The sequence below is a fragment of the Microcella alkalica genome (assembly GCF_014137945.1).
In the GTDB taxonomy this organism is placed as follows: Bacteria; Actinomycetota; Actinomycetes; order Actinomycetales; family Microbacteriaceae; genus Microcella; species Microcella alkalica.
The window spans coordinates 813,676-826,741 of the sequence record NZ_JACGWX010000001.1 but is presented as its reverse complement, the minus strand read 5'-3'; the positions used below and the strand labels follow the sequence as shown (position 1 = coordinate 826,741).

The 13,066-nt window shown below is 70.1% G+C and carries 15 protein-coding genes; 8 read left to right on the top strand and 7 right to left on the bottom strand.

All coding sequences use genetic code 11. The annotated features are described in order from the left end of the window. Positions 1-5: 5 nt before the first annotated feature. Together FHX53_RS03965 and FHX53_RS03960 are read left to right on the top strand one after the other, a co-directional pair. Positions 6-341, top strand: a complete 336-nt coding sequence (locus tag FHX53_RS03965) for a YciI family protein (protein WP_182490008.1) — start codon at positions 6-8, stop codon at positions 339-341. A 12-nt stretch (positions 342-353) separates the two neighbouring features. Further along, entirely contained in the window at positions 354-683 is a 330-nt protein-coding gene (locus tag FHX53_RS03960) for a hypothetical protein (RefSeq protein ID WP_182490007.1), read from the top strand. A gap of 39 nt (positions 684-722) precedes the next feature. Here the strand turns inward: FHX53_RS03960 and FHX53_RS03955 are convergent, their stop codons facing one another. Continuing rightward, entirely contained in the window at positions 723-1,025 is a 303-nt protein-coding gene (locus tag FHX53_RS03955; protein ID WP_182490006.1) for a hypothetical protein, read from the bottom strand. A 283-nt stretch (positions 1,026-1,308) separates the two neighbouring features. Between FHX53_RS03955 and FHX53_RS03950 the strand changes: the two genes are divergently transcribed. Next, the gene (locus FHX53_RS03950; protein WP_182490005.1) at positions 1,309-2,364 is read left to right on the top strand and encodes a TerC family protein; all 1,056 of its coding nucleotides are present in this window, start codon (positions 1,309-1,311) and stop codon (positions 2,362-2,364) included. On the opposite strand, the gene FHX53_RS03945 is transcribed toward FHX53_RS03950, so the two are convergent. Beyond that, positions 2,322-2,768, bottom strand: coding sequence for an NUDIX hydrolase (locus FHX53_RS03945; protein WP_182490141.1), 447 nt, complete (start codon positions 2,766-2,768; stop codon positions 2,322-2,324). The two genes, FHX53_RS03950 and FHX53_RS03945, sit on opposite strands and share 43 nt — an antisense overlap. 12 nt (positions 2,769-2,780) lie before the next feature. Further along, positions 2,781-3,527, bottom strand: coding sequence for an SDR family oxidoreductase (locus FHX53_RS03940; RefSeq protein ID WP_220476190.1), 747 nt, complete (start codon positions 3,525-3,527; stop codon positions 2,781-2,783). Between the two features lie 135 nt (positions 3,528-3,662). Between FHX53_RS03940 and FHX53_RS03935 the strand changes: the two genes are divergently transcribed. From FHX53_RS03935 to FHX53_RS03915, 5 genes are all read left to right on the top strand, one after another. Then, on the top strand, positions 3,663-4,145 hold the full coding sequence (locus FHX53_RS03935) for an NfeD family protein (RefSeq protein WP_182490003.1): 483 nt from the start codon (positions 3,663-3,665) through the stop codon (positions 4,143-4,145). Continuing rightward, positions 4,142-5,098 (top strand): SPFH domain-containing protein, encoded by a 957-nt coding sequence (locus FHX53_RS03930; RefSeq protein ID WP_182490002.1) that lies wholly within the window; start codon positions 4,142-4,144, stop codon positions 5,096-5,098. Before FHX53_RS03935 ends, FHX53_RS03930 begins: the two co-directional genes overlap by 4 nt. Beyond that, positions 5,099-5,875: a glycerophosphodiester phosphodiesterase family protein gene (locus FHX53_RS13995; RefSeq protein WP_182490001.1), complete on the top strand. Its 777-nt coding sequence runs from the start codon at positions 5,099-5,101 to the stop codon at positions 5,873-5,875. 140 nt (positions 5,876-6,015) lie between these two features. Further along, positions 6,016-6,384: an RNA polymerase-binding protein RbpA gene (locus FHX53_RS03920; RefSeq protein ID WP_182490000.1), complete on the top strand. Its 369-nt coding sequence runs from the start codon at positions 6,016-6,018 to the stop codon at positions 6,382-6,384. Positions 6,385-6,438: 54 nt separating this feature from the next. After that, positions 6,439-7,308: an alanyl-tRNA editing protein gene (locus FHX53_RS03915; protein ID WP_182489999.1), complete on the top strand. Its 870-nt coding sequence runs from the start codon at positions 6,439-6,441 to the stop codon at positions 7,306-7,308. Between the two features lie 36 nt (positions 7,309-7,344). Here the strand turns inward: FHX53_RS03915 and FHX53_RS03910 are convergent, their stop codons facing one another. From FHX53_RS03910 to tatC, 4 genes are read right to left on the bottom strand one after another with little or no spacing between them, the layout of a single operon-like run. After that, positions 7,345-8,136 (bottom strand): polyprenol monophosphomannose synthase, encoded by a 792-nt coding sequence (locus FHX53_RS03910; RefSeq protein ID WP_343050792.1) that lies wholly within the window; start codon positions 8,134-8,136, stop codon positions 7,345-7,347. Next, on the bottom strand, positions 8,133-9,755 hold the full coding sequence (gene lnt / locus FHX53_RS03905) for an apolipoprotein N-acyltransferase (RefSeq protein WP_182490139.1): 1,623 nt from the start codon (positions 9,753-9,755) through the stop codon (positions 8,133-8,135). The genes FHX53_RS03910 and lnt overlap by 4 nt, the downstream gene beginning before the upstream one ends. Positions 9,756-9,792: 37 nt before the next feature. Next, complete coding sequence (locus FHX53_RS03900; RefSeq protein ID WP_182489998.1) at positions 9,793-12,258, bottom strand: DEAD/DEAH box helicase; 2,466 nt, start codon at positions 12,256-12,258, stop codon at positions 9,793-9,795. Next, positions 12,255-13,064 carry a twin-arginine translocase subunit TatC gene (gene tatC / locus FHX53_RS03895; RefSeq protein ID WP_343050791.1) on the bottom strand — a complete coding sequence of 270 codons (810 nt, stop codon included), beginning with the start codon at positions 13,062-13,064 and terminating at the stop codon, positions 12,255-12,257. Before tatC ends, FHX53_RS03900 begins: the two co-directional genes overlap by 4 nt. Between the last annotated feature and the right edge of the window lie 2 nt (positions 13,065-13,066).

Sequence of the window (13,066 nt, the reverse complement as noted above, 5' to 3'; positions counted from 1 at the left end):
CATCCATGCGGTTCCTTCTGCTGATCTGCGACGACCCGACCGCCGAGGCGTACGACCCGGCGGGCGACAACATCGAGGAGTGGGTCGGCTCGCTCCAGGACGCGGGCGCGTACGTGATCGGTGATCGACTCCGGCCCGCCGCCGACGCACGGACGGTGCGCGTCCGGTCAGGGGAGCGACACGTCGACGCGGGCCCGTTCACGAGAAGCGAGGCGACCGTCGCCGGCTTCGACGTCATCGAGGCGGAGGACCGCGATGCCGCCGTCGAGATAGCCTCGCGGCACCCGATGGCGCGCTTCGGGTGCGTCGAGGTCCGTGCGCTCTGGCCCTTCGAGGGCTGAGGGGGAGCTCTTATGGTCGTCCGCCTCGACCTCAACGTCTCTCTCGACGGCGTCGCGATGCCCGCGGACCCGAGCCCGGAACACCCGATGGGTGAGGACTGGGGGAGGCTCGTCGTCGCCTACGCCGCCACGCGGACCTTCCGCGAGCGCGTCCTGCACGATGCATCAGACGAGGGACCGACGGGCGTCGACGATCGCTACGCCGCCGCCTACTTCGAGGCGCCGATCGTGCTCGGTCGCGGTTGTCGGCTCGGGGACGACCTGCCTCGGCTGGAAGAGGGCCGCACGGTGACGACCGAGATCGCCGAGAGCGGCGTCATCCACGTCACGATCGCGGGGTGAGGCCTCTTCGGGCCGTTCTGCAATGTGACATAATACTGATTATCGGATACTACTCTCGTGCAACGCCGAGGACGCCGCCGGCACGCTCGGCGCGCTGACGGCGTCGTAGCGCTCGCGCGCGAGCAGGAACCAGACGAGCGGACCGATGAGCTGCGCGAACGCGACGAAGGCGTACCAGCCGAGTTCCTCCAGGCCGGTCATGGCAGCCCTGCGTCGGTTGATCGACACGAGCGCGCCGACGAACAGCAGCGCGAGCGGCAGGACGACGAGCAGCGGAACGAGCGCGAACAGGGCGTCGAAGAAGGCCGGCAGGACCGGATTCACGAGTTCACCACCGGGCATAGGCCGAGACTAGCGCAGCTCCCCCGAAAAGGCGAGCAGAACTTCACTTCCAGACGAGCGGCGAGAGCCGGATCGAGCGCGAGAATTCGCCGAGAGCGCTCCGGCCGGGTGCACGACGTATAGCTACATGTGATCTACTGATCGGTGGAGGGGAGTATCCCCGACCCGCGTCGCGTCGTCACTACGTTCCGTCCGCACGGATCCGGCGCCACGGGCCGAATCTGACCGTTCCGGCCGGGAAAGACCTCCTGAATCGCCTCACCGACTATTCAGGAGTTCCGTCATGGACGTTCCCCTCTGGCTGTGGTTCGCCGTACTCGGCGTCATCCTCGTCATGCTCACGATCGACCTCGTCGCTCATCGCAAGGCCCACATCATCGGCGTGCGCGAGGCCGCCGCCTGGTCCGTCGTCTGGGTCTCGCTCGGCGTCGCCTTCGGCGGATACATCTGGTGGGAGTACGGCGCCGAGTTCGGCCAGCAGTACTACGCCGGCTACCTCATCGAGAAGTCACTCGCCGTCGACAACGTCTTCGTGTGGGCGATCATCTTCGCCTTCTTCCACGTGCCGCGCGAGTACCAGCACCGCGTCCTCTTCCTCGGCGTGCTCGGCGCGCTCGTGTTCCGCGGCATCTTCATCGCACTGGGCGCCGTCCTCATCAACAACTACTCCTGGATCCTCTACGTATTCGCGGCGTTCCTGCTCTACACGGGATGGATGATGATACGCACGCGCAACGTGCACATGGATGTCGCCAACTCGAAGATCCTCCGCCTGTTCCGTCGAGTCGTGCCGATGACGGACGCCTATCACGGGCAGAAGTTCCTCATCCGCAAGGCGGGCGTCATCGTCGCCACTCCCCTGCTGGCCGTGCTCGTGCTCGTGGAGGTGACGGACATCATCTTCGCGGTCGACTCGATCCCGGCGATCTTCGGCGTCACGAGCGAGCCGTTCATCGTCTTCACCGCCAATGCCTTCGCGATCCTGGGGCTGCGTGCGATGTACTTCCTGCTCGCCGACATGATGCACCGCTTCATCTACCTGAAGCTCGGACTCGCCTTCGTGCTCATCTGGGTCGGCGTGAAGATGCTGCTGCTCGACGTGTACAAGATCCCGACGAGCGTGTCGCTCGCTGTCGTCGCGGTCATCATCGCGGTCTCGATCATCGCGAGCCTGCGGGCCACCCGCGGCCAGAGCCGGCACGAGATCGTCATCGATAACGCGCCCCCGTTCCGTCTCGCGACCGAGGAGGAGCTGGCCGCGGCGGAGCCGGTGTGGGGCCGGTCGCGCCGCGTCGCTCAGGACGAGGAGATCGAGCGCAGCAGCCGGGGCAGGTCGTAGGGCTCGAAGGGCTGGCCGGTGGCGAGCAGGTCGTCCGCGGTGAACCATCCGTGGGCGGTCACGTCGACGTGCTCGTCATCGGTCCAGTTCGTCGACACCGGTTCGAAGTTCTCGCAGCGCACGAGATAGTACTCGGCGTGACCGCGGTCGTGATCCGCGGCATCCCACGCCACCTCGAAGTCGAGGGTCCAGACGGGGTCGCCGACGCTCTCGACAACGAGACCGGTCTCCTCGAACAGCTCGCGGATCGCGGCCTCGGCGTGCGACTCTCCCGGATCCACTCCCCCGCCCGGCGTGATCCAGCGGGCGAAGCGCGTCGAGTCGGGTGAGGCGGTGAAGAACAGGAGCGCGGCTCCCGACGGGTCGACGAGCAGAATGCGGGATGTCCGGCGCAGGCCCGGCATCGGGGCCACGTACTACTCCCCCGCGGTCGACGCGTACTCGGTGAAGTAGGCGACGTCGCCGACGAGCCGGGTGTTGTCCGCGGGAACCGGGTCGACGGCGGCCTGGGCGACCTCGGCGGCGAACTCGCTCACGTTGTAGAGCCGGCCGACGGCCTCCTTGCGGGCCTCGATCGCGCCGGGGTTGGCGCGGTCGAGGAGTGTCGCAGTGACGGTGCCCTCGATCATGTCGCCCGAGACGACCGTGAAGCCGATTCCGGCGGCCTCGAGCTGCGGGATGAATTCGCGAAGAGCATCCTCACCTGCACGCTTGGACAGTGCGACGGGCCCGTACTCGGGCATCGTCGGCACGGTGCGGATGAAGTGCGCCTGGTGGCTCGTCACGAACACGACGCGAGAGCCCTCGTGAAGCAGCGGCAGCGCCTTGGTGAGCACGTTGATCTGGGCGTCGCGGTTGAGGCGCAGGGCGTAGTCCTCGCCCATGCCGGCCTCCATGCCGCCGGAGGCGTTGAGCACGAGGATGTCGATGCGACCGAAGCGATCCTGCACCTGCTGCATCATGGACTCGACCGAGGCCGGGTCGGTGAGGTCGGCGCCGACCGCCAGCCCCTCCGTGCCGCCGGCCTGGAGCTCGGCGAGCAGCTTCTCGGCGCGCGGCGCCTTGGAGCGGTAGTTGATGACGATGTTCGCGCCCGCCGCGGCGAAGTGGCGCACGGTGTCTGCTCCGATGCCGCGCGAGGATCCGGTGACGAGAGCGGTCATGCCGGCGAGCGAGCCGGCGGCGAGAGGGCTGTTCACGAGTCTCGACACTACCGGTCTTCCCGCGCCGTGGCGGGCCGGAGGAGCGTCGAAGGGCGGTGATAGCGTGAGGAACAATCGACCGTGGGAGAGGCGCCGTTGCCCGACATCGTTCAGTACCTCTGGATCATCTGGATCGTCTTCGCGCTCGTCTGCGTGATCATCGAGCTGCTGACGCTCGAGTTCACCTTCCTCATGATCGCCGCCGGCAGCCTCATCGGCGGTCTCGGCACGAACCTCGCCGGCGGCGAGTGGTGGCTGCAGATCGGTCTCGCCGCGATCATCTCGGCGCTGCTGCTGTTCACGATCAGACCGCTGCTGTTGAAGACCCTCCGGCGGGGCGGCGATGAGCGCGGGGCGCTCACCAACGTGGATGCCCTGCGCGGGATGCGCGGACGCGTCACGACCGACTTCCGCGACGGCATGGGCTACGTCCGCCTCAGCAACGGCGAGACCTGGACCTCCCGGCTCGACGCCGCGCACGAGACCATCACCCTCACCGAGGGCGACCGCGTGGTCGTCACCCGGATCGACGGGGCGACCGCCGAGGTCGCGCCCGAGGAAAGGAGCACCACCGCGTGATCAGTCCCTCCGAGTTCGTCGGGCAGCTCTTCGTGGTCGCCCTCCTGGTCGTCCTCGGCATCTTCGTCGTCGTCGTGCTGCTGCGGTCGATCCGCATCGTGCCGCAGGCGTACGCGGGTGTCGTGGAGCGCCTGGGCCGCTATCACAAGACGCTCCAGCCGGGCCTCAATCTGCTCATCCCCTTCATCGACCGGCTCCGGCCTCTCGTCGACATGCGCGAGCAGGTCGTCTCCTTCCCACCGCAGCCCGTCATCACCGAGGACAACCTCGTCGTCTCCATCGACACGGTCATCTACTTCCAGGTGACGGACGCGCGCGCGGCGACCTATGAGATCGCCAATTACCTCGCCGGCGTCGAGCAGCTCACGGTCACGACCCTGCGCAACGTAGTCGGCGGCCTCAACCTCGAGGAGGCGCTGACCAGCCGCGACAACATCAACGGTCAGCTGCGCGTGGTCCTCGACGAGGCGACCGGCAAGTGGGGCCTGCGCGTCAACCGCGTCGAGCTCAAGGCCATCGACCCGCCCCTGAGCATCCAGGACTCGATGGAGAAGCAGATGCGCGCCGAGCGCGACCGCCGCGCCGTCATCCTCACCGCGGAGGGGACGAAGCAGTCGCAGATCCTCGAGGCGGAGGGCGCTCGGCAGTCGGCCATCCTCAAGGCCGAGGGCGACGCCAAGGCGCAGATCCTCCGTGCCGAGGCCGAGGCCGAGGCGATCAAGACGGTCTTCGCGGCGATCCACGTGGGCGACCCCGACCCGAAGCTCCTCGCGTACCAGTACCTGCAGACCCTCCCGAGGCTCGCCGAGGGCGCCTCGAACAAGATGTGGATCATCCCGAGCGAGCTCACCGAGGCGCTCAAGGGCGTCTCGAACGGCTTCGGAATGGGCGGCGGCGCAGCGCGGGCGGACGGCCCGCGTGTGGATCCCGTTCCCCCGGGGGCGACCTCGTAGGTGCGGTCGGAGTCGGCTGAGGCGTACTTCTCGTCCGCGCGCCCCCGAGTGCTCGCGCACCGGGGGCTCGCGGTCGAGGCGCCCGAGAACACCCTCCTGGCGTTCGCCCACGCTCTCGCGCTCGGCGTCGACCACGTCGAGACGGACGTCCACGCTTCGCGCGATGGCGTCGCGATCGTCTCGCACGACCCCGACCTCGACCGGGTCGCGGGGCTCGCGGGTCGGGTCTCCGAGCTCACGGCCGCGCAGCTCCAGGGCATCGATCTCGGTGAGGGGCAGGGCTTCGCGACGCTCGCCGAGGCTCTCGAGGCGTTCCCCGATGCTCGGTTCAACATCGACCTGAAGAGCATGGATACCGTGGCGCCCGCGGTCGACGCCGTCCGGCAGACGCGCGCCCAAGATCGCGTCCTCCTCACCTCGTTCAGCGAGCGGCGACGGGCGGCCGCCCTGAAGCTCCTGCCCGACGTCGCGACGAGCGCCTCGGGCCCGCGCCTCGCCGCCGCCCTTCTCGCCGCCCGGCTCGGCGTCGTCCCCCTCGTGCGTCGCGCACTCGACGGCATCCACGCGGTGCAGATCCCGCTCCGCGCCGCCGGGCTCGAGACCACCGCTTCCCCGCTGCTGCGCGCCTTCCACGCCGCGGGGGTGGAGGTCCACGTGTGGACGATCAACGACCCGGCGGTCATGGCGGCCCTGCTGGATCGCGGGGTGGACGGCATCGTGACCGACCGCGCCGACCTCGCGATGACGCTCGTCAGAGAGCGCGACCCCGACCGCTGACCCCGCTCCCCCGATCGACCTCGCGGCCGCCCGTGACACTGGCAATGGTCTGGGAAAGGCGGCGCCCGGCTCGACCGCGCACCCCCGACGGGTCTATACCTTTACATGGATTCGGGTACGCGACGAGACAGGAGAGCACGATGGCCGATCGGACTCTGCGCGGCATGCGCCTCGGTTCGCAGAGCATGCAGAGCGAGGAGGGCGTGGAGTTCGCCTCCCGCCAGCGCGCTCAGTACCGCACCACCGATGGCGAGCTGTTCGAGGTCGTCTTCTCCTCGGACGCCGAGCTCCCCGACACGTGGGAGTCGCCCAAATCCGGCCGCGAGGGCATCCTCCTCGCCCCCGACGGCACCCCCGTTGACATCGTCCAGGCCGACGTGAAGGCCGCGCGCACGCACTGGGACATGCTGCTCGAGCGCCGCTCGATCGCCGAGCTCGAGGAGCTCCTCGAGGAGCGCCTCCAGCTCCTGCGCGAGCGGCGCGGCACGGACGAGCGCCTGGGCGCGTAGCCGCTCCGTCTCCCCGATCCCTCCGCCGGAAGCGAGCCCCTAGGCTCGATCGTCATGGCGCTCCCCCACCGCGACACCCTCGTCAGCTACCCCGACGGCGTGACCGCATCGACCGGTGTCGTGCTGCACGTCGAACAGCTCGAGGAGGGTCTCGCGGCCGTCATCCTCGACTCGACCGCGTGCCACCCCGCCGACACGGCGTGGCCCGATCAGCCCGCCGACCGCGGACTCATGCGCGGTGCAGCCGGTGACGCGCAGATCGTCGACGCCGTCATGGGCGGCGTCAGCGACGGCCGACTGCACCTGGGACGTGAGCTGCCCGTGCGAACCGGCACGGACGGCTGGACCTTCGTCGTTGGGCACATCGTCGATGGAGAGACGCCCGCCGAGGGCGATACCGTCGAGGTCGTCGTCGATGCCGAGCTGCGATCCGCTCTGAGCGCGGGGCACACGGCCTGCCATCTCGCCTCGCTCGCGCTCGACGGCGCGCTCTCGGACGCCTGGTCGAAGGAGACGCCGACCGATGCGCTCGGGCATCCCGCCTTCGACCAGCTCGCGATCGTGACCTCGCGCATCCACGAGCACGGCTCGGCCGACACGTACCGCATCGGCAAGTCGCTGCGTCGGAAGGGCTTCGTGCCGGCATCGCTCGACGACCCGGACGCGGTCGCGGCGCGTGCGAACGCTCTGCTCGCCGGATGGGTCGAGGCGGGCGGCGCCGTGCGCGTCGAGCGCGACGACGACGCGATCACCGCACGGCGCACCTGGGTCTGCGCGCTACCCGACGGCGAGGTGCGCATCCCCTGCGGAGGAACCCACGTGGACGACCTCTCGGCGTTCGCGGGTCTCGAGGTCGCGCTCGAGCGCACCGAGATCGAGGGCGGGCTGCAGCTCGTGATGACGACGACCGCCCGCATGGCCTGACCTCCCCGCCCCGCGCTGACGGTTGCAGGGGCGGGCTCAGGCGCCCGGCAGCGGGCCTCGACCGAGGCGGAGGGCGACGCCCCAGGCGGTCACGCGCCACAGCGCCTCGCCCACGATCCCGGCGTGCATCTTCGAGCGACCGGTCGCGCGCTCGACGAAGGCGATGGGGTGCTCGACGACGCGCCCGCCCCGACGCTCGATGCGCCACGCGAGCTCGACCTGGAAGCAGTAGCCGTGCGACGACACCACGGAGTCGTCGAGACCAGAGAGCGCGGCGGTGCGGTAGACGCGGAATCCGGCCGTGAGGTCCTGGATGCGCGAGCGCAGCATCCCCCGCGCGTAGCGGTTGCCGCCGCGCGAGATCGCCCTCCGCGCCCACGGCCAGTTGACGACCGAGCCGCCCGGCACCCACCGCGAGCCGATCACGAGGTCGACCGCGTCGGCGTCGGCGAGGGCGATCATGGTCGGGAGCTCCGCGGGGTCGTGCGAGCCATCTGCGTCGATCTCGACGACGACGCGGTAGCCCTCGCGCGCGGCGAGCGCGAAGCCGGCGAGGTAGGCGGACCCGAGGCCGGCCTTCCCCGGACGGTGGACCACGCGCACGCCGGGGTCGTCCGCCGCGAGCTCGTCCGCGATACGGCCGGTGCCATCTGGCGAAGCGTCGTCGACGATGAGGACGTCGGCATCCGGCACCGCGGCGCGGATGCGCGCGAGCACCCCGCGGATGCTCTCGGCCTCGTTGTAGGTGGGAAGCACGATCAGGGTGCCCGCCCCCGAGCGACTGGCTCCGCCCTGGATGCGCTCGACCGGAGGATGCTCGGCGCTCACGCGGCGGCTCCCGGTCGTCCGTCCGAGCGGAGAGCTCGCCGATCGCTCCGGGCCCCGATCCCGGCGAGCAGAAGCGCCGCGGCGGCCAGCAGGCAGACGAACCACTCGAGCGTGCGACCCAGGGCGTGCGCCGGCGTGATCACATCGCTCAGCGGCACCTCCTGCACCATGACTCCTGGCGTGAAGAGCGGCAGGTCGTCGATCGTCGAGCCGTCGGGCGCGATGATCGCGCTCGCGCCGACCGTCGAGGCCTGCACGACGCTGCGTCCGGACTCGATCGCACGCAGGCGAGCGATCGCGAGCTGCTGCACGCTCTGATCGGTGGGACCGAAGTCGGCGTTGTTGGTCGGCGCGAAGAGCACGTTCGCCCGCTCGTCGATCATGCGAGCGAGCAGATCGTCGTCGACGATGTCGTAGCAGATAGCGACGCCCGCGATGACTCCGTCGAGCTCGAGCACGGTGTCGCGCTTGCCGATCGAGTAGTCGCGCGGCACGAGGTCGAACAGATCGGGGGCGAGCGGATAGAAGAACTCACGCTCGGGCAGGTACTCGGCGAACGGCACGGGATGGATCTTGTCGTACTGGTCGACCGCGCCCTCGCCCCCCTGCCACAGCAGCATCGAATTGAAGGTCTCGTCGCCGACGGCGGTGATCGTGCCGACGACGACGGGGGCGTCGAGCCGTGCCGAGACCGAGTCCAGCGCCGCGGCCGCGTAATCGGAGCGCAGCGGGTCGAGGTCCGAGCCGTTCTCCGGCCAGACGACGACGTCCAGCGGCTCGTCGAGCTCGTAGAGCGGCAGGGTCGCGTCGAGGTGGTCCTGAAGGATGTCGCCCGGCTCGTACTGCGCGAACAGCCCGGTCTCGGAGTTGCCCTGCACCGCGCCGACCCGCACGCTGCCGCTCGTCATCGTCGGGAAGGCGGGCCAGACGAGCAGGGTCGCCGCTAGCCCGCTCACGAGGACGGCGCGCGACACGACGGTCGTGCTCCGCTCGATCGCGACGGCGGCGAGCACCGCCGCGAGAAGGGCGAGGAGGAAGCTGAGCCCGGACATCCCGATCCAGGTGACCCAGTGCGCGAGCGGGCCCTCGGAGTGGGAGATCGCGAGCCTGCCCCACGCGAAGCCGCCCCACGGCCACACGTTCGAGATGCCCTCACGCGCCGTCCACAGCCCGGCGAGGACGATCGGGAGGAGCAGCAGACGGCCGGCGACGCCGGGGAATGCCACGGGCATCCATCGCCAGGCGAGCGCGATCGGGATCGCGCCGAGCGCGACGAAGAACACCTGAGCGAGCGTGAGGGCGAGCCACGGCACGACGCCGAGGTAGACGGTGAGCCACTCGATGAGCACGCCGTAGTAGACGAAGCCCGCGACGGCGCCGACGAGGAGCGAGCCGCCGACGGAGCGACCGCGGAGGCTCCAGAGCACCAGAGCCGTGCCGAGGATCGTGAACGGCCACCAGCCGAGATCGGGGAAGCCGAGATCCATCGTCCAGCCGCCGAGGGCGGCGGCGAGCACGGCGACGCCGAGGCGCGGGGTGCCAGGAGCGGGCGCGGCCTGCGCGAGCGGCGGAGCGGTGAGGGACGATGCGGCGGCGCGCGGGCCGTCGGTAGCATCCATCACGATTCGATCCTAGAGAGCGTCGAGGGGCGGATGCTCACGCCACCGAGCTGTAGGCGACGATGCCGCGCCGCACTCTGTCGAGGGCCGCGCGCGCGGTGCTCCCGACCTGGCCGTCGGCGACGAGGGAGATCTGATCGAGCAGGTCGATCGTCTGCTTGCACCAGCGCACGAAGTCGCCGGCGGCGAGGTCAGCATCGCGCAGGACGACCTCGAGCTGCGCGCCGGTCGCCCACTTGTGCATGGGCAGCGCGAGCGTGGTGGCGAGCGGGTTCGAGCCGGGCAGCCTGTGGTCGTGCTCGAGATCGTCGAGCTCGGCCCAGAGCAGCTGCGTTCGCTCGAGAGCGACGCGGAAGGTGCCGCGCGGGAGGGCGTACTCGGGTGCCTGGCCGTCGTCCCGACGGGCCTCGAAGACGATCGCGCACGCCATCGCGGCGAGGGCGGGAGCGTCGAGGTCGTCCCACAGGCCCCGACGCAGGCTCTCGGCGACGAGGAGGTCGCGCTCGCCGTAGATGCGGCGGAGCGCGCGCCCGTCGGCGCTGAGGCCGAGCCGGCCGTGCTCGTCCTTGACGAGGTAGCCGAGCTCGCCGAGCACCTCGGTGACGCGGTCGAACACCTGCGCGACGGCGCCGGTGCGTCCGCGGATCTGCCGGCTCACCTTGTCGCTGTCGCGCTTCAGACGCCACCAGCGCTCGGCCCAGCGGGCGTGCGCCTCGCGGTCGGCGCAACCATGGCACGGGTGCTTGCGCATGCGGGAGCGCACGCCCTCGATCTGCCGCTGGCGGCGATCGCGCTCGCCCCTGCCGCCCTGCTCGCCCGTCCGGGCGCGCTCGCGCTCGAGGTCGCTGAGCTCACGGCGCAGGGCCGCGTACTCACCGAAGTCGCCGAGATGGCACTGCATGCTCTGCGCGTATCCGGCGAGCGACTCCTGTTGCTTCCGGACGGTGCGGGCGAGGTCGACGACGGCCCGATCGGCCTGGAACTGCGCGAAGGAGCTCTCGAGGATCTCGCGCGTGCGCTGGCGGCCGAACTGCTCGATGAGGTTGACGGCCATGTTGTACGTCGGGCGGAAGCTCGAGTTGAGCGGATAGGTGCGACGGGAGGCGAGCGAGGCGACGGCCTGCGGGTCGAGACCGCCCGTCCACTGGATGACCGAGTGGCCCTCGGTGTCGATGCCGCGGCGCCCGGCGCGCCCGGTGAGCTGGGTGTACTCCCCCGGCGAGATGGGCACGCGCGCCTCGCCGTTGAACTTCTCGAGCTTCTCGAGGACGACCGTGCGGGCTGGCATGTTGATGCCCAGAGCGAGGGTCTCGGTCGCGAAGACGACCTTGAGCAGCTTCTTCTGGAAGAGTTCCTCGACGACCTCCTTGAAGGCGGGCAGGAGGCCTGCGTGATGGGCGGCGACGCCGCGCTGCAGGCCGTCGAGCCACTCCCAGTAGCCGAGCACGGCGAGGTCGTCGTCACGCAGGGTGCGGCAGCGCTCCTCGACGATCTGACGGATCTCCTCGCGCTCCCACGACTCGGTGAGCTTGAGGCCGGCCCGCAGCAGCTGGCGCACGGCGCCGTCGCAGCCCGCGCGGGAGAAGATGAAGAAGATCGCGGGAAGCAAGTTCCGCTGAGCGAGGATCGCGGCGATCTCGGCGCGATCGGCCTTCCCGTCGCCGCCCGGGCGCTTCTCCCAGCGACGGGGGTGGTGCTGCCGACCGCGGTGAGGCGCGTGCCCTCCGGCCTTCGCGAGCTGCACGAGCTCGGGGTTCACGCGATTCGTCGCCGCCTGCCCGCTCGAGTCGAACAGGTCGACGAGCTTGGAGCGCACGAGCACGTGCTGCTCGAGCGGCACGGGCCGGGTCTCGGAGACGATGACGTCGGTGTCGCCGCGCACCGCCTGCAGCCAGTCGCCGAACTCCTCGGCGTTCGACACGGTCGCGCTGAGCGAGATGAGCCGCACCGGCAGAGGCAGGTGGATGATGACCTCCTCCCACACCGCCCCGCGGAATCGGTCGGCGAGGTAGTGCACCTCGTCCATGACGACGTACCGCAGATCGGTCAGGAGCGCCGAGTCGGCGTAGAGCATGTTTCGCAGCACCTCCGTCGTCATGACGACTATGCGCGCGGTCGCGTTGATGTTCGTGTCGCCCGTGAGCAGGCCGACCTCGCTCGCGCCGTACTGAGCGACGAGCTCGTTGTACTTCTGGTTGCTGAGCGCCTTCATCGGCGCGGTGTAGAAGATCTTCGCGCGCGGATCGAACATCGCGAGGAAGACCGCGAACTCGGCGACGATCGTCTTGCCCGCGCCGGTCGGGGCCGCGACGAGCACGCTGCGCCCCTCCTCCAGGACGGCGCACGCGGCCTGCTGGAAGGGGTCGAGGTCGAAGGCGAGCTGGTCGCGGAACGCCTTCAGGCGCGGATGGTCGCGCAGAGCCCGCGCGGCGGCGAAGCGCTCGGCGGGGCTGGGCTCGGGGGCGTCGCGGCCCGACGGCGGCGTGGAGGGCGCGGGGCTCATGCCGGGGCCGCGTCGATGCCGTACTCGGCGGCGAGCGCGGCCTCTTTCCTGGCGTAGCGCTTGTCGTTGATGACGGCGATGGCCGCCGCCAGGTAGTACAGCCCGATCATGGGAAGCGCCAGGATGAACATCGACATGATGTCGGCGGCGGGTGTGGCGAGGGCGGTGAAGACGGTGATCGCCAGGATCGCCCACCTCCACCCCTTCAGGATGCTCGCGCCGGTCATCACCCGCGCGAAGTTGAGCATCACGAGCACGACCGGGAGCACGAACCCGATGCCGATGGCCAGGATGAGCTTGAGCGAGAAGTCGAGGTACACCTTCGCGGTCAGGAGCGTCGCCGTGCCCTCCGCGGCGAAGCCGGTGAGAAGCTCGACGATGTGCGGCAGTACGAACCAGCCCGCCGCGCAGCCGCCGAGGAAGAGCGGAAGCGCCGCGGCGAGGAAGCCCACCGCGTACTGTTTCTCACGGCGATGGAGTGCCGGGACGATGAAGGCCCACAACTGGTAGAGCCAGACCGGGGACGCGATCACCACGCCGAGCACGAGAGCGATGACGAGCTTGGTGTCGAACGCCTCCGTCACCGCGGTGTAGTTGATCGTCGCCTCGCGCCCCTGCGCCTCGGCCACCACGCGCAGCGGCTGGCTGAGGGCCGCCCAGACAGGGTCGGCCAGGAACCATCCGCCCACGGCGGCCACGAGGATCGCGACCGTCGTGATCGTCAGGCGCTTCCTGAGCTCGACGAGATGCTCACCGAGCGACATACGGCCCTCGGCGTCGCGAGGGCGGGCGGAACGGACCGCCACGG

Coding starts and splice junctions, on each gene's coding strand:
- FHX53_RS03920 (WP_182490000.1), top strand. CDS start 6,016: ATGGCCGATCGGACTCTGCGCGGCATGCGCCTCGGTTCGCAGAGCATG.
- FHX53_RS03915 (WP_182489999.1), top strand. CDS start 6,439: ATGGCGCTCCCCCACCGCGACACCCTCGTCAGCTACCCCGACGGCGTG.
- FHX53_RS03960 (WP_182490007.1), top strand. CDS start 354: ATGGTCGTCCGCCTCGACCTCAACGTCTCTCTCGACGGCGTCGCGATG.
- FHX53_RS03955 (WP_182490006.1), bottom strand. CDS start 1,025: ATGCCCGGTGGTGAACTCGTGAATCCGGTCCTGCCGGCCTTCTTCGAC.
- FHX53_RS03900 (WP_182489998.1), bottom strand. CDS start 12,258: ATGAGCCCCGCGCCCTCCACGCCGCCGTCGGGCCGCGACGCCCCCGAG.
- FHX53_RS03965 (WP_182490008.1), top strand. CDS start 6: ATGCGGTTCCTTCTGCTGATCTGCGACGACCCGACCGCCGAGGCGTAC.
- lnt (WP_182490139.1), bottom strand. CDS start 9,755: ATGGATGCTACCGACGGCCCGCGCGCCGCCGCATCGTCCCTCACCGCT.
- FHX53_RS03950 (WP_182490005.1), top strand. CDS start 1,309: ATGGACGTTCCCCTCTGGCTGTGGTTCGCCGTACTCGGCGTCATCCTC.
- FHX53_RS03945 (WP_182490141.1), bottom strand. CDS start 2,768: ATGCCGGGCCTGCGCCGGACATCCCGCATTCTGCTCGTCGACCCGTCG.
- FHX53_RS03940 (WP_220476190.1), bottom strand. CDS start 3,527: ATGACCGCTCTCGTCACCGGATCCTCGCGCGGCATCGGAGCAGACACC.